Origin of the sequence: Cellulomonas aerilata, assembly GCF_007991755.1 — a bacterium.
GTDB lineage: Bacteria > Actinomycetota > Actinomycetes > Actinomycetales > Cellulomonadaceae > Pengzhenrongella > Pengzhenrongella aerilata.
This window is the reverse complement of the sequence record NZ_BJYY01000002.1, coordinates 1-17,914: the sequence shown is the minus strand read 5'-3', so window position 1 is coordinate 17,914 and position 17,914 is coordinate 1. Positions and strand designations below refer to the sequence as shown.

General features: G+C 75.4%; 19 protein-coding genes. 7 read left to right on the top strand and 12 right to left on the bottom strand.

The window, feature by feature from the left end:
- Positions 1-135: 135 nt before the first annotated feature.
- Positions 136-1,116 (bottom strand): MerR family transcriptional regulator, encoded by a 981-nt coding sequence (locus CAE01nite_RS03350; RefSeq protein ID WP_146899969.1) that lies wholly within the window; start codon positions 1,114-1,116, stop codon positions 136-138.
- Positions 1,117-1,397: 281 nt separating this feature from the next.
- Here CAE01nite_RS03350 and CAE01nite_RS03345 point away from each other — a divergent pair, with 281 nt between their 5' ends.
- Complete coding sequence (locus CAE01nite_RS03345; protein ID WP_146899966.1) at positions 1,398-1,694, top strand: WhiB family transcriptional regulator; 297 nt, start codon at positions 1,398-1,400, stop codon at positions 1,692-1,694.
- 267 nt (positions 1,695-1,961) lie between these two features.
- Here CAE01nite_RS03345 and groES read toward each other — a convergent pair whose 3' ends face one another.
- Positions 1,962-2,255 (bottom strand): co-chaperone GroES, encoded by a 294-nt coding sequence (groES, locus tag CAE01nite_RS03340; protein WP_146899963.1) that lies wholly within the window; start codon positions 2,253-2,255, stop codon positions 1,962-1,964.
- A 213-nt stretch (positions 2,256-2,468) separates the two neighbouring features.
- On the opposite strand from groES, the gene CAE01nite_RS03335 reads away from it, so the two are divergent.
- The 3 genes from CAE01nite_RS03335 (at position 2,469) to CAE01nite_RS03325 (ending at position 5,279) form a co-directional block, all read left to right on the top strand.
- Positions 2,469-3,680, top strand: a complete 1,212-nt coding sequence (locus tag CAE01nite_RS03335) for a class I SAM-dependent methyltransferase (RefSeq protein ID WP_146899960.1) — start codon at positions 2,469-2,471, stop codon at positions 3,678-3,680.
- Positions 3,680-4,816, top strand: a complete 1,137-nt coding sequence (locus tag CAE01nite_RS03330; protein WP_146899957.1) for a glutamate--cysteine ligase — start codon at positions 3,680-3,682, stop codon at positions 4,814-4,816. Before CAE01nite_RS03335 ends, CAE01nite_RS03330 begins: the two co-directional genes overlap by 1 nt.
- Before the next feature lie 112 nt (positions 4,817-4,928).
- A complete protein-coding gene (locus tag CAE01nite_RS03325; RefSeq protein ID WP_146899954.1) occupies positions 4,929-5,279 on the top strand; it encodes a hypothetical protein in 351 nt (116 codons plus the stop codon).
- 108 nt (positions 5,280-5,387) lie between these two features.
- Here the strand turns inward: CAE01nite_RS03325 and CAE01nite_RS03320 are convergent, their stop codons facing one another.
- Both CAE01nite_RS03320 and tsaD read right to left on the bottom strand, forming a co-directional pair.
- On the bottom strand, positions 5,388-5,582 hold the full coding sequence (locus tag CAE01nite_RS03320; protein ID WP_146899951.1) for a hypothetical protein: 195 nt from the start codon (positions 5,580-5,582) through the stop codon (positions 5,388-5,390).
- A gap of 165 nt (positions 5,583-5,747) precedes the next feature.
- Positions 5,748-6,791: a tRNA (adenosine(37)-N6)-threonylcarbamoyltransferase complex transferase subunit TsaD gene (gene tsaD, locus CAE01nite_RS03315; protein ID WP_146899948.1), complete on the bottom strand. Its 1,044-nt coding sequence runs from the start codon at positions 6,789-6,791 to the stop codon at positions 5,748-5,750.
- Positions 6,792-6,923: 132 nt separating this feature from the next.
- On the opposite strand from tsaD, the gene CAE01nite_RS03310 reads away from it, so the two are divergent.
- Positions 6,924-7,562, top strand: a complete 639-nt coding sequence (locus CAE01nite_RS03310) for a malonic semialdehyde reductase (protein WP_146899945.1) — start codon at positions 6,924-6,926, stop codon at positions 7,560-7,562.
- A gap of 64 nt (positions 7,563-7,626) precedes the next feature.
- Here the strand turns inward: CAE01nite_RS03310 and CAE01nite_RS03305 are convergent, their stop codons facing one another.
- From CAE01nite_RS03305 to CAE01nite_RS03280, 6 genes are all read right to left on the bottom strand, one after another.
- Positions 7,627-8,490, bottom strand: coding sequence for a sulfurtransferase (locus CAE01nite_RS03305; protein WP_186816396.1), 864 nt, complete (start codon positions 8,488-8,490; stop codon positions 7,627-7,629).
- Positions 8,487-9,035 carry a ribosomal protein S18-alanine N-acetyltransferase gene (gene rimI / locus CAE01nite_RS03300; protein WP_146899943.1) on the bottom strand — a complete coding sequence of 183 codons (549 nt, stop codon included), beginning with the start codon at positions 9,033-9,035 and terminating at the stop codon, positions 8,487-8,489. Before rimI ends, CAE01nite_RS03305 begins: the two co-directional genes overlap by 4 nt.
- The gene (tsaB, locus tag CAE01nite_RS03295) at positions 9,032-9,766 is read right to left on the bottom strand and encodes a tRNA (adenosine(37)-N6)-threonylcarbamoyltransferase complex dimerization subunit type 1 TsaB (protein WP_146899940.1); all 735 of its coding nucleotides are present in this window, start codon (positions 9,764-9,766) and stop codon (positions 9,032-9,034) included. The genes rimI and tsaB overlap by 4 nt, the downstream gene beginning before the upstream one ends.
- Positions 9,767-9,776: 10 nt before the next feature.
- Positions 9,777-10,343, bottom strand: a complete 567-nt coding sequence (tsaE, locus tag CAE01nite_RS03290; protein ID WP_146899937.1) for a tRNA (adenosine(37)-N6)-threonylcarbamoyltransferase complex ATPase subunit type 1 TsaE — start codon at positions 10,341-10,343, stop codon at positions 9,777-9,779.
- Entirely contained in the window at positions 10,340-11,557 is a 1,218-nt protein-coding gene (alr, locus tag CAE01nite_RS03285; RefSeq protein ID WP_146899934.1) for an alanine racemase, read from the bottom strand. The genes tsaE and alr overlap by 4 nt, the downstream gene beginning before the upstream one ends.
- A gap of 112 nt (positions 11,558-11,669) precedes the next feature.
- Positions 11,670-13,208 (bottom strand): bifunctional ADP-dependent NAD(P)H-hydrate dehydratase/NAD(P)H-hydrate epimerase, encoded by a 1,539-nt coding sequence (locus CAE01nite_RS03280; protein WP_146899932.1) that lies wholly within the window; start codon positions 13,206-13,208, stop codon positions 11,670-11,672.
- Positions 13,209-13,303: 95 nt separating this feature from the next.
- Here CAE01nite_RS03280 and CAE01nite_RS03275 point away from each other — a divergent pair, with 95 nt between their 5' ends.
- Positions 13,304-14,293 (top strand): LLM class F420-dependent oxidoreductase, encoded by a 990-nt coding sequence (locus tag CAE01nite_RS03275; RefSeq protein ID WP_146899929.1) that lies wholly within the window; start codon positions 13,304-13,306, stop codon positions 14,291-14,293.
- Between the two features lie 99 nt (positions 14,294-14,392).
- Here CAE01nite_RS03275 and CAE01nite_RS03270 read toward each other — a convergent pair whose 3' ends face one another.
- The gene (locus CAE01nite_RS03270) at positions 14,393-14,752 is read right to left on the bottom strand and encodes a holo-ACP synthase (protein ID WP_146899926.1); all 360 of its coding nucleotides are present in this window, start codon (positions 14,750-14,752) and stop codon (positions 14,393-14,395) included.
- A gap of 16 nt (positions 14,753-14,768) precedes the next feature.
- Entirely contained in the window at positions 14,769-16,631 is a 1,863-nt protein-coding gene (gene glmS / locus CAE01nite_RS03265; RefSeq protein ID WP_146899923.1) for a glutamine--fructose-6-phosphate transaminase (isomerizing), read from the bottom strand.
- 72 nt (positions 16,632-16,703) lie between these two features.
- Between glmS and coaA the strand changes: the two genes are divergently transcribed.
- Positions 16,704-17,672, top strand: coding sequence for a type I pantothenate kinase (gene coaA, locus CAE01nite_RS03260; protein ID WP_146899920.1), 969 nt, complete (start codon positions 16,704-16,706; stop codon positions 17,670-17,672).
- Positions 17,673-17,914: the final 242 nt, after the last annotated feature.

Genomic DNA, 17,914 nt, shown 5'->3' with positions numbered 1-17,914 from the left:
CTACCCTCGCCATCCTGGCTCGGGGGCCCGCGCCTCATGGCACTGACTCGTTCGAGGACCAATATCGACGCCGGGGTGCTCCGGATGAGTGCTAGTCACCGGGTGAAACGTCGCCGATGCTCACTCGTCCGTGTGTCATCCGGCGCTGACGGCCAGGACCTCGTGCAGAAGCCCGGTGAAGCTGCGCGCCCGGTGCACCGAGCGGTCCAGGGGCAGCGTCGCAGCCGAGTCGTCGTCGACCAGCCCGACGAAGATGGGCAGGTCGGGCTCGGCCTCGTGCAGCTCGCGGACGATCGTCAGGTCCGGGGCGGCCTGCTGCCCGACGAGCACCACGGCCACCGGCCGGACCATCACGGCCAGCTCGAGCACGCGGTGCCGTCCGACCGGCCCGGCCAGCACGCGCGCGTCCACGCCGCGGTCGGTCAGGGCGGCGGCGAGCGCGTGCAGGGCGAGCGGTCGCGGCTGCGCCGGGGGGCTGATGAGCAGCACCACGCGCTGGCCGACGGCGGCGAGCACCTCGGCCGGGATCGGGCGCTCCCGCAGGACCGCCAGGACCGCCGTCTCCAGGACCGCCTCGGCGTCCTCGCCCGCTCGGGCGAGGACCGTCCGGGCGGCGAGGCTCTCGCGCGCGGGCTCCACCAGCCCCGTCCACCAGAGGGCGACGTCGCCCGCCGCGGACGCGAGCAGGCTCCGGCAGCCGGGCTCGTCGTGGCGCAGGGCGGCGTCGACCACCAGCGCCGGGGTCGCGACCTCCGGGACGCCGTCCTCCGAGCGGGGGATCTGCACGATGCCGGCGCCGCCGTCGGAGACGAGGGCGGGATCGGCGTCCCGCGCGGCACGTGCCGCCTCGACCGGCGCCACGCCCTCCAGGGTCAGGCGGCGCATGACCAGCAGGCGCGCGACGTCGTCCCCGGTGTAGCGCCGGTGCGACCCCGCCGAGTGCTCCGACGGGCCGAGCCCGTAGCGCCGGTCCCAGGTCCGCAGGGTCGCGGGAGCGACGCCGAGGCGACGTGCCACCGCGGCGACCGTCAGGGCGGGGCCCTCCGTCGCCGGCACGAGGCTGCGCAGCGTCCGCGTGGCGGCGGCGCCGTCCTCACGGCCACGGGCGGGGGTCATGGATCGATTGTGCCGACCACCTGAAGCGATCACCACCGGTCCGACGCGCAGCAGCCCCGCGGCACCGCCCGGGCACCTACCACAGGTTTGACCCGGGTTTCGCCCGTCCGACCTGCGACGACGTCACCCTGAACTGGTGGCGAACAGGGGCTTGAACAACTTCTGGCGCGGTTGTAGCGTTCCGACTTACCAGCGCATCACCGGCTGGTCCTGTATCGGCAAGAAGGCGGACCGCAGCCCCGGATCACCAGGGCCGGCCGTGCATCGTCTAGGAGGACCTCGTGACCGAGATCTCGCGTCTGCCCGGCCCGGTAATGGATCTGTGGGAGTGGCAGTTCGAGGGTGCGTGCCGCGAAGCGGACGACACGCTCTTCTTCCACCCCGAGGGCGAGCGAGGCTCGGCGCGCCGTCGTCGCGCCGAGGCGGCCAAGGCGATCTGCGCCAGCTGCCCCGTCATCAAGGAGTGCCGCGAGCAGTCGCTCAAGGTCCGCGAGCCGTACGGCGTGTGGGGCGGGCTGTCCGAGGACGAGCGCGCCGCGATCCTCGCCAAGCCGGCCAGCGCCCGCGAAGCGGTCTGACCCCCAGCACCCAGCCTCTGCGCCCCCGCCCCTCGGACCTCCGAGGCGCGGGGGCGCCGCTGTCTCCAGGCAGTGCACGCAGGGACCACGGCACGCCTGGGCAACAGCACGCACGGACCAGCGCACACGGCAGCGACAGCACGCGGGGAGACGACGGCACGCGCGGACGGCAGCACGCGGGAACGACGACGCCCCCGCGCCCGGCGGACCGGGTGCGGGGGCGTCGTCGTGCGAGCCGGCCGTCGTGGGCCGGCGGTCGCGGAGCTGTCAGCCGATGACGGCGAGGATGTCGCGCGCCGAGAGGATCAGGTAGTCCTCGCCGGAGTACTTGACCTCGGTGCCGCCGTACTTGCTGTAGATGACCTTGTCGCCCACGGCCACGTCCAGCGGGACGCGGTTGCCGTTGTCGTCGATGCGACCGGGGCCGACCGCCAGGACCTCGCCCTCCTGGGGCTTCTCCTTGGCGCTGTCCGGGATGACCAGGCCGGAAGCCGTGGTCGTCTCCGCCTCCAGGGTCTTGACGACGATGCGGTCCTCGAGCGGCTTGATGGAGACCGACACTGCGGACCTCCCCTTCGCGTTGTGGTTCTGATGTCGGTGGAGCATCGCCAGGGCGGTCCGTCGTCGCGGGTGCCGGTCGCCCTGCCGTTGCGTGGCCCTGCTGCGCGAGCGCCGCAGTGCCACCGGTCACTCTAGGAACGGGTTAGCACTCGGTCAAGGCGAGTGCTAAGCCCGCACCGCGTCCGGGCCCTGCCCGCGTGGCAGGATCGGCGCATGGACGCCGCCGGGCTCACGAAGCTGCTCAGCCCCGAGGGGTGGGCGCTGCTGTCGGCTCTGCCGCCGTACGACGAGGGCCGGACGATGGCGCTGTCCGAGCGCCTGCGCCGCGACGGCGTCGACCCAGAGCTGGTCGCGGCGGCGCTGACCCAGTCCCGGCTGCGGGCCCGGGCCCACGCGAAGTTCGACTCCTTCGCCGACGGCATGCTGTTCACCCCCTCGGGCCTGGAGCAGGCGACCCGGCTCACCGTGGCGGCGCACCACGCCCGCCGGTACGTCTCCGCCGGTGTCACCCGGATCGCCGACCTGACCTGCGGGATCGGCGCGGACTCCCTCGCGTTCGCGGGCGTCGGGCTGTCGGTGCTCGCGACCGACACCGACGAGCTGACCGCGGCACTGGCGACGGTGAACCTGCGCCACTTCCCGGAGGCCGAGGTGCGCCAGGCGGACGGCCTGGCCGTCGACTTCGCCGCGGAGGGCGTCGACGGCCTGTACGCGGACCCGGCGCGGCGGGTGTCGTCCGGCAAGCGGGTCTTCGACCCCGCCGCCTACGAGCCGCCGCTGGACGCCGTCCAGGCGCTGCGCGAGCGCGTGCCGGCGCTGGGCATCAAGGTCGGCCCCGGCATCCCGCACAGCGCGCTGCCCGCCGACGCCGAGACCCAGTGGGTCTCCATGGACGGCGACGTGGTGGAGGCCGGGCTGTGGTTCGGGCCGCTGCGGGTCGACGGTCCGGGGCGCAGCGCCCTGGTGCTGCGCGACCGCTCCGCCGTGGCCGTGCAGGACGAGCACGTCGGCCCACCCGCGGTCGGCCGGGTCGGCGCCTACCTCCTCGAGCCGGACGGCGCCGTCATCCGGGCCGGCCTCGTCGCGCAGGTCGCGGCCGAGGTGGACGGCCGCCTGATCGACCCGACGATCGCGTACGTGACGTCCGACGCCCTGCACCTCACCCCGCTGGCGACGACGTACCGCGTGCTGGACACGCTGCCGTTCGGGCTCAAGCGCCTGCGCACGTACCTGCGCGAGCGCGGCGTCGGCCGGCTGACGATCAAGAAGCGTGGGACCGCCGTCGTCCCCGAGCAGCTGCGCAAGCAGCTCGACCTGCGCGGCGACGCGGAGGGCACGATCGTGCTGACCAGGGTCGGCGGGGCCCAGCAGGTCCTCGTCGTGGAGCCGGTGGACCCGCCGACGACCAACCCGGAGGTGCCGTGATGCAGATCCCGTTCGCCCACTCCGAGCGCTCGAGCGTCGGGATCGAGTGGGAGCTCGCCCTCGTCGACTCCGACTCCGGTGACCTGCGCCAGGTCGCCGCGACGGTGCTGGACGCGCTGCGCCCGGCCGACGGCGGGGAGCACCCCAATGTCCGGCAGGAGCTGCTGCTCAACACCGTCGAGATCGTCTCCAAGGTCTGCCGGACGGTCGGCGAGGCCGGCGCGGACCTGCAGCGGGCCATCGAGGAGGTCCGCGCCGTCACCGACCCGCTCCGGGTGGAGCTCATGTGCGCGGGCACGCACCCGTTCGCGCAGTGGTCCCACCAGAAGGTCACCGACAAGCAGCGGTACCAGACCCTCATCGACCGCACGCAGTGGTGGGGCCGGCAGATGCTCATCTACGGCGTGCACGTGCACGTGGGCATCGAGGACCGCGACAAGGTCCTGCCGATCTCCCGGGCGATCCTGACCGCGCTGCCGTACCTGCAGTCGCTGTCCGCCTCCAGCCCGTTCTGGGGCGGCAAGGACACCGGCTACGCGTCCAACCGTGCGCTGATGTTCCAGCAGCTGCCGACGGCCGGGCTCCCGTTCCAGTTCGAGCGCTGGGAGCAGCTCGAGGGCTACGTCGCCGACATGATGCACACCGGCGTCATCGACCAGTTCGACGAGATCCGGTGGGACGTGCGGCCCTCGCCCCGGTTCGGGACGCTGGAGATGCGGATCTGCGACGGCGCGACGAACCAGCACGAGCTGATGGCGTTGGCCGCTCTCATGCACTGCCTGGTCGAGCACTTCTCCACCATGCTCGACGAGGGCCGCGAGCTGCCCGTCATGCCGCCGTGGTTCGTGCAGGAGAACAAGTGGCGCTCGGCGCGCTACGGCATGGACGCGATCATCATCCTGGACGAGGCCGGCGAGGAGCAGCTCGTCACCGACGCCGTCGGCAAGCTGCTCGCCGACCTGGAGCCGACGGCCGCGCGCCTGGGCTGCACGGACGAGCTCGACGGCGTCCACACGATCCTCGACCGCGGCGCGTCCTACCAGCGCCAGCGGGCGGTCGCGCGGCGTCACGGCGGCGAGCTCGACGCCGTGGTGGCGTCGCTCGTCGCGGAGATGCGTGCCGGGAAGCCCCTGTAGACGCCGTCGCGCCGGCACGGGCGCGGACCGCTCGGCTCCGGCCGCACCCCTGCACCGGCCATCCCGGCACCCGGCCCGCGCCTGGGCCGGGCCCGACTGCCATGATCCCGGCATGACGTCGACGCTGCGCACGGGCGAGAAGGTCGTCGTGCGGGGACGGACGGTCACCGTCACCGAGCTCGCGTCCGCGTGCCTGCCGCGGGTGCGTGACCGGCTGGTCGAGGCGGCCCGGGCAGGGGAGACCGTCACGTACGGGGAGCTGCGCGAGGAGCTCGGCCTGCCGTACCTCGTGCAGGGGATGGGCCGGCTGCTGGACCTGCTCTCCGAGGACTGCGCCCGCCGCGGGGAGCCGTCCCTGTCGAGTCTCGTCGTCAACGCGTCGACCGGAGAGGTCGGCGGCGACGTGGCGGGTGAGGCGGCAGCGGAGCGCCGGCTGGTCCACGCGCACCGGCACTGGACGTGACGGGCGGCGGCCCCGACCGGGCCTGCGTGACGAGCCGTCCCGGCGGTCCGTGGCCCGGCGTCCGCGAGCGCGGTCCCGGACGGTCCCCCGGGACGCGTGCCGCCCCGGTCAGCGGGAGTCGCGGCGACGGCGGAAGTCGTCGGCGATCTGCTGCGCCTGGGCGTTGACCAGTCGCTCGTACCCGTCGAAGAGCCGCTGGACGCGGTCCTCGGGTGCGCCACCGTCGCGGGCCGCGAGCCAGGCCCGCTTGGCGGTACGGATGTCGGCGTCCGTGATCTCGACCCGCAGCTCGTCGTCCGCCATGCAGCACCTCGTCGCGTTCGTCCGTCGCGCCGGCCCCCTAAGCCCGCATGTCGTCCACGGGACAGGGCCGCGCGTGGTTCACCGCGGACCTGCCGCGCCCCGCCGCCGGGCACGGCCGGCGTCCGACGGGCCCGGGGGTCCGCCGGGACGGCGTCGGGTCGGACCTCAGACGGTGATGCGGGTCAGCGGCATCGACGAGTCCACCGGCAGGTCGAGCTCCGACGGCGGCAGCCCCCGCCGCACCACCGCGGCGCCGAGCGCGGCGATCATCGCGCCGTTGTCCGTGCAGTAGCGGATCGGCGGGATCCGCAGCTCGATCCCCGCCTCGGCGCAGCGCACGGCCATGAGGTCGCGCAGCTGGGAGTTGGCGGAGAAGCCGCCGCCCACCACGAGCGTGCCGACGTCGTGCCGGCGGCACGCGGCGATCGTCTTGGCGGTCAGGACGTCGGCGACCGCGAACGCGAACGACGCGGCGACGTCGTGGACGGGGATCTGCTGGCCGAGGTCCTGCCGCGCCTCGACCCACCGCGCGACCGCCGTCTTCAGGCCCGAGAACGAGAAGTCGTCGGCGTGCCTGCCCTGGTCCTTGGCGGCGGTCAGGCCGCGCGGGAACCGGATCGCCTCGGGGTCCCCCTCGCGCGCGAGCCGGTCGATGTGCGGACCGCCGGGGTACGGGAGCCCCAGCAGGCGCCCGACCTTGTCGAACGCCTCCCCCGCGGCGTCGTCGAGCGTCGAGCCGAGCTCGGTCACCGAGGTGGCGATGTCGTCGACCAGCAGCAGCGAGGAGTGCCCGCCGGACACCACCAGCGCCATCACGCGGTCGGGGAACCGGCCGTGCACGAGCTCGTCGACCGCGGCGTGCCCGATCACGTGGTTCACCCCGTACAGCGGCACGCCCAGACCGATCGACAGCGCCTTCGCGGCCGCGGTCCCGACCGTCAGCGGGCCCACGAGACCCGGGCCCGCGGTCACGGCGATCGCGTCCACCTGCCCCAGGTCGACGTCGGCCACCTCCAGCGCGCGGCGCAGGGTGGGGACCATGGCCTCGAGGTGGGCGCGGGAGGCGACCTCGGGGATGATCCCGCCGTACCTGGCGTGCTCGTCCATGGAGCTGGCCACCGAGTCGACCAGCAGCTCCTCGCCGCGCACGAGTGCGACGCCCGTCTCGTCGCACGAGGTCTCGATACCGAGGACGAGCGGGGAAGTCATGCGGACAGGGTAGTCACGGGCGGCGACGCGCCACGGACGCCGGCGGCCGCCGCCCAGAGCCCTGCGGGCCGGTGTGACCCACCCCACGCCGCCGACCGGACGCGCGGGAGGTCGTTGCGTGTTCGACCAGCCATGAGCACCGACACCACGTCCCTGGACGACCTGGACTTCTCCCCCGGCGGGCTCGCGATCGGCGACGACGTCGCCGACCTGCTCTTCCGTGAGGCTCGCAGCGTCAACACCTTCGCCGACGGCGACGTCAGCGACGAGCAGGTCGGCACGGTCTACGACCTGGTGCGCTGGGGCCCGACCATGATGAACACCGTCCCGCTGCGCCTGCTGCTGGTCCGCACTCGCGAGGGCCGCGAGCGCCTGGCCGCGCACATGGCGGAGGGCAACCGCGACCGCGTGCTCGCCGCCCCCCTGACGGTCGTCGCGGCCGCCGACCCGAACTTCCACGAGCACCTCGACGTGCTCGTGCCGCACCTGCCCGGGGTGCGCGACCGGTTCCCGGACCCGGCCGCGCGCGAGGCGCTCGCCCGGTCCTCGGCCATGCTGCAGATCGGCTACCTGATCGTGGGTCTGCGCGCGGCGGGCCTGCACGTCGGACCGATGGGCGGCATGGACGCGGCGGGCATCGATGCCGAGTTCTTCGCCGGGAACGGCTGGAAGTCGCTCATGGTGCTCAACCTGGGTACGCCCGCCGGACCGGAGTCCGCCCGGCCGCGCGCGCCGCGCCTGGAGTTCGACCAGGTGTCCGCGACGGTCTGAGCGGCCGGCACGGACGGGAGGGCACCGCGGTCGTCGGACCGCGGTGCCCTCCCGCAGGTCCGGGTCAGCCCGGCTCGGCGCCCGTGGCGGCCGGTCGCGCCGGGTCCGAGGACCACTGCGACCACGACCCGGGGTAGAGCGCGGCGTCGACGCCGATCGACGCCAGGGCCGCGACCTCGTGCGCGGCGGTGACCCCCGACCCGCAGTAGACGCCGACCGTGCCGTCGCCGGTCACGCCGAGGGCGGTGAACCGGGACCGCAGCGTGTCGGCCGGAAGGTACCGCCCGTCGGACCCCAGGTTCGCCGTGGTCGGCGCGCTCACCGCACCCGGCACGTGCCCGGCGCGGGGGTCCACCGGCTCCACCTCGCCGCGGTACCGCTCGGTCGCACGCGCGTCCAGCAGCACGCCCTCCCCCGAGCCCGCGAGCGCCGCGGCCGCGTCGGCGTCCAGGGTGGGCAGCGCGCCGGGGTGCAGGACGACGTCCCCCGGCGGGGGCCGCACGTCGCCGGTCTGCAGCTCACCGCCGGCGCGGACCCAGGCGGCCAGGCCGCCGTCGAGGATCCGGACGTCGGGCACCCCCGCCCACCGCAGCAGCCACCAGACCCGCGCCGCCGACGTGCCGCCCACCGCGTCGAGCGCGACCACCGGCACCCCGGCGCGCACGCCCCACCGGCGCGCCGCGGCCTGCAGGTCCAGGGCGTCGGGCAGCGGGTGCCGGCCCGCGGCGGGCGTCGGCGGCGCGGCGAGCTCGGTGTCGAGGTCGACGTACACCGACCCGGGGACGTGCCCCGCGGTGTGCTGCTCCCGGCCGTCCGTCCGGCCCAGCGCCCACCGCACGTCGAGGACCACGACCGGGTCGCCGCCGTCGAGCCGGGCGGCGAGCTCGTGGGCGTCGACCAGGACGGCGTCGCGACGCGAGTCGTTCACGCGGTCACCGCCGTCCCGCCGGCAGCGTCCGCCGTCCCGCCGGCGCCCACGGACGAGGCAGGACCGGCGGCGAGGTCCAGCCGCATGGTCCAGGCGTCGACGTTCTCCGGCTGGTAGTACCCGCGACGCCGCCCCATCCGCGTGAACCCGGACCGCTCGTACAGCGCGAGCGCGGGGACGTTGTCGACCCGCACCTCGAGCAGCACCGACCGTGCGCCGACCGCCCGGGCCCGGTCCACGAGCCAGGACATCAGCAGCCGCCCCAGGCCCGTGCCCTGGTGCTGCCGCGCGACGCCGATCGTCATCACCTGGCCGTCCTCGCCGTCGAACCACAGCCCGGCGTAGCCGACGACGTCCGCCCGGCGCCCCTCGATCGCGGCGTCGACGGCGACGTAGGACCGCCCGTCGGCCGCGAGCTCCTCGGCGAGCATCGCCGGCGACCACGCCGACGTCCCGAACAGCTCCCGCTCCAGGTCGGCGACGCGGGGCAGGTCCCCGGCCGTCAGCGGGCGCAGCCGGGCCGACGCCGGGGTCGGGCCCGTCATCCGCTCGCCCGCTTGCGGGCGGCCGGCTCCATCACGTCCGGCCGGCGCAGGTAGAGCGGCTCCGACGGCTGCTCCCGGCCCCGGGCCCGGCGCAGCAGCGCGAGCTGGGCGAGCACGGCCGGGTCGGGGTCGAGGGGGGCGCCGTGGGCGACGGTCAGGACGTCCGGGTACAGCGTCGCGCCGCGACCGACGACGACGGCGCCGTCCGCCGTCCCGTCCGCGGCGAGCTGCGCCGGACGCTCGACCCCCGGCCCCCCGAGCGGCTCCACGTCCGGGCCGTCGGGCCCAGCCGCCGGGTCCCCGGCGTCCGCGGACGCCCCGGCGCTGCCGGTCACGCGGTACCGCGCCCAGTAGACCTCGCGGCGTCGGGCGTCGCCGAGGGCGAGCACCTCCGTCCCCGCCGCGAGGTGCAGGTCCCGGGCGGCCTGCAGCGCGAGCGCGTCGAGGCACGGGACCCCCAGCACCGGCAGGCCCAGCGCGAGCGCGAGCGTGCGTGCGGTGACCAGCCCGACGCGCAGCCCGGTGAAGGGCGCAGGCCCGGTGCCGGCGACCACCGCGGTGAGGTCCTGACGCCCCACGCCGGCGTCGGACAGCACGCCGGTGATCATCGGGCCGAGGAGCTCCGCGTGCCGCCGGTCCTCGCTCGCGCAGCGTGCGGCGAGCAGGACGCCGTCGTCGGTGACGAGCGAGACGGCGACGGCCGCGGACGTGTCGAGGGCGAGGACGGGCACGGCGGTCAGCCTACGACCGGCCACCCTGCGGCTCGACCGGCCCCTCGACCGGCTCCCCGACCTGCTGCTCGACCGGCACTCCCGGCAGGACGACGCGCGCCCAGCGCTCCCCGACCGCGCGGACCTCGACGACCCGGGTCCCCGCGGACGGGTCGTCCGGGTCCGGCTCCCCGCCCCGCGGACGGCGCATCGTCACCTCGAGCCGGTCCTGCGCCAGGCCCTCCACCAGGCCCTCGCCCCACTCCACGACCGTCACCGACTCGTCCAGGCCGGTGTCCAGGTCGAGGGCGTCGACCTCGTCGAGCGAGCCCAGCCGGTAGGCGTCCACGTGCACGAGCGGGGTCCCGCCGGACACCGACGGGTGCACGCGGGCGATGATGAACGTCGGCGACGCGACCTGGCCGCGCACCCCGAGCCCCGCGCCGATCCCCTGGGTCAGCGTGGTCTTGCCCGCGCCGAGGTCACCGGTCAGGACGACCAGGTCCCCGGCGCGCAGCACCGCGGCGAGCGCACGGCCGAGGTCCCGCGTCGCGGCGGCGTCCGGCAGCTCGACCCGGCTCACCGTCCCCGCGGTCACGCGGCACCACCCGCCGACTGCGCGGCGACCGCGCCGGCCCGGTCGTCGGCGGGTCCGCCGTCCCGCTCCCCCACGTACACCCGTGGCACCCGCGCCCCGACCCGGGTGACGATCTCGTAGGAGATCGTGCCCGCCGCCTGCGCCCACTCCTCCGCGGTCGGGCCGCCGTCGGCGCCGGTGCCGAACAGCTCCACCCGGTCGCCCGCGGCGTCCCGCGCGTCCGGCCCGAGGTCCACGACGAACTGGTCCATGCACACCCGGCCGGCCACCGCGGTCCGCCGGCCGCCCACCCGCACCGGTCCGCCCGGTCGCTGGGGCAGGGAGCCCGACGCGTGCCGCGGGACTCCGTCGGCGTAGCCGATCGGCACCACCCCGAGCACCGTGTCGGTGGGGGTCGTGTAGGCGTGCGCGTAGGAGACGCCGTGCCCGCCGGGGACGCGCTTGACGGTCGCCAGGTCGGCCTCGAGCGTCATCGCGGGGGTGAGCCCGTACGCCCCCGGACCGCCGAGCTGCGGCACGGGCGACAGCCCGTAGATCGCGAGCCCCGGGCGCACCAGGTCGTAGTGCACGGACGGGTTGGTCAGCGTCGCCGCCGAGTTGGCCAGGTGCCGCACCTCCAGCGTCGCCCCGGCGCCCTCGACCAGCCGGACGGCGTCGGCGAAGACCTCCGCCTGCCGCCGCACCGTCGGGTGCTCCGGCTCGTCGGCGAACGCGAAGTGCGACCACACGCCGGTCACCTGCAGCGCCCCCTCGGCCTGCGCGCGCAGCGCCGCGTCCAGCACCGCGGGCAGCTGGTCGGGCATCAGCCCGTTGCGTCCGAGGCCGGTGTCCACCTTGAGGTGCACGCGCGCCGTCCGGCCGGTCGCCCGGGCCGCCGCGACGACCGCGTCCAGCGCCCACGGCGCGGCGACGGCGACGTCCACGTCCGCGTGCAGCAGCGCCTCCATCGGCACGCCGGGCGCGTGCAGCCAGGTCAGCACCCGGCAGGTCAGACCGTCGGCGCGCAGGGCCAGCGCCTCGTCGGCCTGCGCGGCGCCCAGCCACGTCGCCCCGCCGTCGACCGCGGCCCGCGCGACGGGCAGCAGGCCGTGCCCGTACCCGTCCGCCTTGACGACGGCCATCACCTGCGCCGTGGGCGCGTGCGCCGCGAGCGCACGGACGTTGGACCGGATCGCGCCGAGGTCGACGACGGCGCGGGCGGGGTAGCGGCTCACGGGCGCCAGTCTCGCACCGGGTCGGCAGCGCTTCACCAGCGACGCCTGCCGCCGCGCGCCACCCTGCACCCCGCCCCGCGGTCAGCCCGGGGTCCGCGCCGCGCCCGGACGGTCAGCCGCGCAGCAGATCGGCGACGGTCCCCGGCAGCGCGTGCGCGACGCCCAGGGCGTGCACCGGACCGCCCGGGTTCGACCGGTGCGCCGCCCGCCCGTGGACGAGCGCGGCCGCGGCGGCGAGGGCCGCGACGAGCGGCGGGTCCTCCAGCACCTCGTCGGCGCACCCCGCGAGCAGCGTGCCGAGCAGCCCGGCGAGCACGTCCCCCGAGCCCGCCGTCGCCAGCCATGCCGGTCCGTCGGACTGCGCCCACACCGCCCCACCGGCGCCCACGACGACCGTGGTCGGGCCCTTGAGCAGCACCGTGGCCCCGGTCACCCTCTGCGCACGGCGGGCCCACAGGACCGGGTCGACCTCGACGCGCTCCCGGTCGACCTCTTCGCCGCGCACGGACAGCAGGGTGGCGAGCTCACCGGCGTGCGGGGTGAGGACCACCCACGGGCTCAGGTGGTCCGGCAGGTGCCCCAGCGCACCGGCGTCCGCCACGACCGGCAGGCCGGCCGCGAGCGCCTCCGCGAGGACGTCCCGCACCCGCCCGGTCTGCTCCGCGTCCGCGGGGTCGACGCCGGGGCCGGCGACCCACGCCTGCACCCGGCCGTGCCCCACGACGACCTCCGGGCGCGCCGCCAGGACCGCGTGCCCGACGGCGGCGGGTCCCACGTACCGCACCATCCCGGCGCCGGAGAGCACCGCCGCGGTCGTCGCGAGCACCGCCGCCCCGGGGTACAGCGCCGTCCCGGCCACCACGCCGACGACCCCCCGGGTGTACTTGTGCGACGCGGCGGCCGGGACCGGCCACAGGTCCGCGACGTCGGACACCTCCAGCCGGGCCGCCGCCGGTGTGGAGCCCGTGAGGTCCAGGCCGAGGTCGACGAGCTCCACGTCACCGGCCAGCCCCGCCGCGGGCGGCAGCAGGAGGCCCGCCTTCACCGCGCCGAACGTGACGGTGAGGTCCGCGGGCAGCACCGGCCCGGGCAGGTCGCCGTCGTCGACGCCGATGCCGCTGGGGACGTCGACCGCCACGACGTCCGGCACCGCCGGAGCGACGTCCTGCGCCAGCAGCTCGGCGAGGAGCGTGACCAGCTCGGCCGCCTCCGCGCGGACTGCGCCCCGGGCGCCGATGCCGAGCAGCCCGTCCACCACGACGTCGGCGCTGACCGCCTCCGCGAGCGCGTCACCCACCCACACGCGCCGGCCCGGACCGCCGTCGACCACGGTCAGGAGGGTGCCACCGGCGGCGCGCAGCGCGGCCAGGCCCCCGTCGTGCACGGCCGCGGACGTCGCCACCACGGTCACGCCCGCACCGCGACGGGCGAGCTCGGCCCCGGCGAGGAGCGCGTCGCCGCCGTTGTTCCCGGGCCCGACCAGGGCGACGACGTCCGCCCCCCGCACGCCGCCGCGCCGGTCGGTGAGCAGCCGGGCGACCCGGACGGCCAGCCCGAACGCGGCCTGGTGCATCAGGGCACCCGGCGGACCCGCGTCCAGCAGCGGCTGCTCGGCGGCCCGGACCTGCGCGGCGGTGTACCCGACGATCACGCGGCCATCATGCCGGGTGCCGTCCGTCGCGACCTCCCGGCCGGCGGGCGGACGCCGCCCGGCGCGCGCCCCGGGCCGCGGGTAGGTTCCGGCGCATGCGATTCGGACTCTTCATCCCCCAGGGCTGGCGCCAGGACCTCACCGGCATCGACGCCGCGGACCACTGGGACGTCATGCACGGCCTCGCGAAGCACGCCGACGACGGCGACGCCTTCGAGTCCATCTGGGTCTACGACCACTTCCACTCCGTCCCGGAGCCGAACGGCGAGGCCGTGCACGAGGCCTGGACCCTCATGGCGGCCTACGCGGCGAGCACCCGGCGGGTCCGGCTCGGCCAGATGTGCACCTGCATGGCGTACCGGAACCCCGCCTACCTCGCCAAGGTCGCCGCCACGGTTGACGTGATCAGCGGCGGCCGGGTCGAGATGGGCATCGGCGCCGGCTGGTACGAGCACGAGTGGCGCGCGTACGGGTACGGCTTCCCCACCGCCGGCGAGCGCCTCGCCATGCTGGACGAGGGCGTGCAGATCTTCCGCCAGCTCTGGGAGAAGGGGACGGCCACGTTCGAGGGTCGCCACTACCAGGTGCAGGACGCCCAGCTGGCGCCGCTGCCCCTGCAGGCCGGTGGCCCCCCGCTGTGGATCGCCGGTGGCGGGGAGAAGAAGACCCTGCGGATCGCGGCCCAGCACGCCGCCTACACGAACTTCACCGGCACCCCGGACGTGTTCACGCACAAGTCCGAGGTGCTGCGCGGGCACTGCGAGGCCGTCGGCCGCGACTTCTCCCAGATCGTCCGCTCGGCCAACTACAACGTCGTCATCGGAGCGGACCAGGCCGCCGTCGACGACAAGCTGGCATGGATCCACGACCACTACCGCCGCACCGTCCCGGACAAGGCGGACGAGGTGATCCAGGACATCCGCAACGGGCCGCTCGTGGGCACCCCGGAGCAGGTCGTCGAGACGCTCACCGAGCTCGAGGGCCTGGGGATGACGTACGCGATCTCGTACTTCGCCGACGCCGCGTACGACCGGTCCGGCATCGAGCTGTACGAGCGCGAGGTGATCCCCGCCCTGCGCGGCTGATTCCCGCTCGGGCCCCGCGGGCCCGGGACCGGACCCGCTGCGCCCCAGCCGTCCCTGCTGTGCGTGAAGGAGACGGCAGCAGGGGGCGGCCCCGCGTCGCTACGCGGGGTCGCCCTCCGCGATCGCCACCGCCGACGCGATCCCGGCGTCGTGGGATATCGACAGGTGGAACCGGGCGACCCCCAGCTCCTGCGCGCGGGCCGCGACCGTGCGGACCACCTCGACCACCGGCTGGGCGCCCGCGGTGCGCCGCACGGTCGCGTCCTGCCAGCTCATGCCGGCCGGGGCGCCGAGCGCCTTGGCGATCGCCTCCTTGGCCGCGAACCGCGCCGCGAGCGACGCCGGCGGCAGGTGCCGCTCGTCCGGCGTGAACAGCCGCGTGCGCAGCCCCGGCGCGCGCTCCAAGGTGGCGATGAAGCGCGCGACGTCCACGACGTCGATGCCGACCCCGATGATCACCGGTCCTCGCCGGCCGCTACTCGACCGTGACGGACTTGGCGAGGTTGCGGGGCTGGTCGACGTCCAGCCCGCGCGCCGTCGCCAGCTCGCACGCGAACACCTGCAGCGGCACGGTGGCCAGCAGCGGCGACAGCAGCGTGGGGCACTGCGGGACCCAGAACACCTCGTCCGCGAACGGCTCGACCGCGGTGTCACCGTCCTCGGCGATCACCAGCGTCCGCGCGCCGCGGGCCCGGATCTCCTGGATGTTGGAGATGACCTTCGAGTGCAGGGAGTCGCGCCCGCGCGGGGACGGCACGATGACGAACACCGGCTGCCCCTCCTCGATCAGCGCGATCGGCCCGTGCTTGAGCTCGCCGGCCGCGAAGCCCTCGGCGTGGATGTACGCCAGCTCCTTGAGCTTCAGCGCGCCCTCGAGCGCGACCGGGAACCCGACGTGCCGGCCGAGGAACAGCACCGACGGGACGTCGGACATCTCGCGGGCCGCCTTGCGGACGTGGTCGGCGCGGTCCAGGACCTGCTGGATCCGGCCCGGCATCTCGCGCAGCTGGTCGAAGATCTCGACGATCTCGTCGGGGAACTTGTTGCCCCGCAGCTGCGCGAGGTACAGGCCGAGCAGGTACGCCGCGGTGATCTGGGACAGGAACGCCTTGGTGGACGCGACGGCGATCTCCGGTCCGGCGTGGGTGTAGAGCACCGCGTCGGACTCGCGCGGGATCGTGGACCCGTACGTGTTGCAGATGGCGAGCACCTTGGCGCCCTGCTCGCGCGCGTGCCGGACCGCCATGAGGGTGTCCATCGTCTCCCCGGACTGGGAGACCGCGACGACGAGGGTCCGCGGGCCGACGACCGGGTCGCGGTAGCGGAACTCGTGCGCGAGCTCCACCTCGACCGGGATCCGGCACCAGTGCTCGATGGCGTACTTGGCGACGTGGCCCGCGTAGGCGGCGGTCCCGCACGCGACCACGACGATCTTGTCGATCGACCGCAGGACGGCCTCGTCGATGCGCAGGTCGTCGAGCACGAGCCGGCCGTCCACGTCCGTCCGGCCGAGCAGGGTGTCGCCCACGGCCTGGGGCTGGTCGTGGATCTCCTTGTCCATGAAGGAGTCGAAGCCGCCCTTCTCGGCGGCCGCGGCGTCCCAGTCGACGGTGAACCGGCGCGGCTGCACCGGGGCGCCGTCGAAGTCGGTGACCGTCACCTCGTCGGGGCCGAGCGTGACGACCTGGTCCTGGCCGAGCTCCAGGGCGTCGCGGGTGTGGGCGATGAACGCGGCCACGTCGCTGCCGAGGAAGTTCTCGCCGTCCCCCAGGCCCACCACGAGCGGCGAGTCGTGCCGCGCGCCGACGACGACGTCGGGCACGTCGGCGTGCACGGCGAGCAGCGTGAAGGTGCCCTCGAGCCGCCGCGCCACGGTGCGCATCGCGGACGGGAGGTCGCCGCTGTCGGCGTAGGCGCGGGCGAGCAGGTGGGCCGCGACCTCGGTGTCCGTCTGGGACAGGAACTCCACGCCGTCGGCGAGCAGCTCGGCCTTGAGGGTCGCGAAGTTCTCCACGATGCCGTTGTGGATGACCGCGAGGGACCCCGCGACGTGCGGGTGCGCGTTGAGGTCGTTCGGCACGCCGTGCGTGGCCCACCGGGTGTGCCCGATCGCCGCGGTTGCGTCCGGCAGCGGGCGCTCCTGCAGCTCCCCGACCAGGTTGGCGAGCTTGCCGGCCTTCTTGGCCGTCACCAGCCCGGCGCCGCCCTCCGGCGACACCAGCGCGACGCCCGCGGAGTCGTACCCGCGGTACTCCAGGCGCCGCAGCCCCTCGAGCACGACCTCGAGCGGACGCCCGCCCGCCCGACGACTTCCCACGTACCCGACGATTCCGCACATGGGACCCGAGTCTACCGGCGCCCCCGACGGCCCCTGCCGCGACACCGGCCGCCGTCGGGCAGGATTGCCCACGTGCCCGTCCCCGCCTCACCGAGCCTCGACCTGACCCCGTCCACCCCGTACGTCGAGCTCGACCGGCAGGCGTGGACCCGGCTGTCCGGCTCGACGCCGCTGCCGCTGACGGACGGCGACGTGGAGCACCTGCGCGGGCTGGGCGACCCCATCGACCTGGCGGAGGTCGACGCGGTCTACCGCCCGCTGTCCCGGCTCCTCAACCTGTACGTCGAGGCGACGCACCACCTGCACGAGGCGTCCAGCACGTTCCTCGGCGAGGACTCCGGCGGCACCCCGTTCGTCATCGGCGTGGCGGGGTCGGTCGCGGTGGGCAAGTCGACGACGGCGCGGCTCCTGCGCGAGCTGCTCGCCCGCTGGCCGCAGACCCCGCGCGTGGAGCTCATCACCACCGACGGGTTCCTCTACCCGAACGCCGAGCTCGAGCGCCGCGGCCTCATGCAGCGCAAGGGGTTCCCCGAGTCCTACGACCGCAGGGCGCTGGTCCGGTTCCTGTCGAAGGTCAAGGCGGGCCGTCCCGAGGTCCGCGCCCCCGTCTACGACCACCTGACCTACGACATCGTCCCCGGCGGGGAGGTCGTCGTCCGGCGGCCGCACGTGCTGATCGTCGAGGGCCTCAACGTCCTGCAGCCGGCCCGTCCGGCCGGCGAGGGGTCGTCCGAGCTCGCGGTCAGCGACTTCTTCGACTTCTCGATCTACGTCGACGCGCGCACGTCGGACGTGCGGCAGTGGTACGTGGACCGGTTCCTGTCCCTGCGGCGCACGGCGTTCGCCCGGCCCGAGTCGTACTTCCGGCGGTACGCGGACCTGTCCGACGACGAGGCGGTCGAGCGGGCGGAGCGCATCTGGGACACCATCAACGCGCCCAACCTCCTGCAGAACATCCTGCCGACCCGGAGCCGCGCGACCCTCGTGCTCACCAAGGGCGCGGACCACTCCGTCCAGCGGGCGCGGCTGCGCAAGCTCTGACGGGTACCGCGCCCGGTCCGCACATCGTGCGGGGCGTCGGTCCCGGTGTGGGTGGCGTCCGGCGCTACGGGAGCTCGGGCAGGACGGCGAGCGGCGCCGGCTCCCGGCGGACGGCGGCCGTCCGGTCGTCCTCGAGCAGGTCCCGGGGCAGGTCGCCGTCCGGCAGCAGGCCCTCGCGCAGGACGTCGTCCGGCAGGACGTCGGCGCGCACGACGCCGTCCGGCAGGGCGTCGGCGCGCAGG

What these genes read in the sequence shown, in the direction of transcription:
- CAE01nite_RS03275 (WP_146899929.1), top strand. Translation starts at nt 13,304, where the DNA reads ATGCGATTCGGACTCTTCATCCCCCAGGGCTGGCGCCAGGACCTCACC.
- CAE01nite_RS03335 (WP_146899960.1), top strand. Translation starts at nt 2,469, where the DNA reads ATGGACGCCGCCGGGCTCACGAAGCTGCTCAGCCCCGAGGGGTGGGCG.
- CAE01nite_RS03310 (WP_146899945.1), top strand. Translation starts at nt 6,924, where the DNA reads ATGAGCACCGACACCACGTCCCTGGACGACCTGGACTTCTCCCCCGGC.
- CAE01nite_RS03325 (WP_146899954.1), top strand. Translation starts at nt 4,929, where the DNA reads ATGACGTCGACGCTGCGCACGGGCGAGAAGGTCGTCGTGCGGGGACGG.
- rimI (WP_146899943.1), bottom strand. Translation starts at nt 9,035, where the DNA reads ATGACGGGCCCGACCCCGGCGTCGGCCCGGCTGCGCCCGCTGACGGCC.
- CAE01nite_RS03330 (WP_146899957.1), top strand. Translation starts at nt 3,680, where the DNA reads ATGCAGATCCCGTTCGCCCACTCCGAGCGCTCGAGCGTCGGGATCGAG.
- glmS (WP_146899923.1), bottom strand. Translation starts at nt 16,631, where the DNA reads ATGTGCGGAATCGTCGGGTACGTGGGAAGTCGTCGGGCGGGCGGGCGT.
- tsaD (WP_146899948.1), bottom strand. Translation starts at nt 6,791, where the DNA reads ATGACTTCCCCGCTCGTCCTCGGTATCGAGACCTCGTGCGACGAGACG.
- CAE01nite_RS03350 (WP_146899969.1), bottom strand. Translation starts at nt 1,116, where the DNA reads ATGACCCCCGCCCGTGGCCGTGAGGACGGCGCCGCCGCCACGCGGACG.
- CAE01nite_RS03320 (WP_146899951.1), bottom strand. Translation starts at nt 5,582, where the DNA reads ATGGCGGACGACGAGCTGCGGGTCGAGATCACGGACGCCGACATCCGT.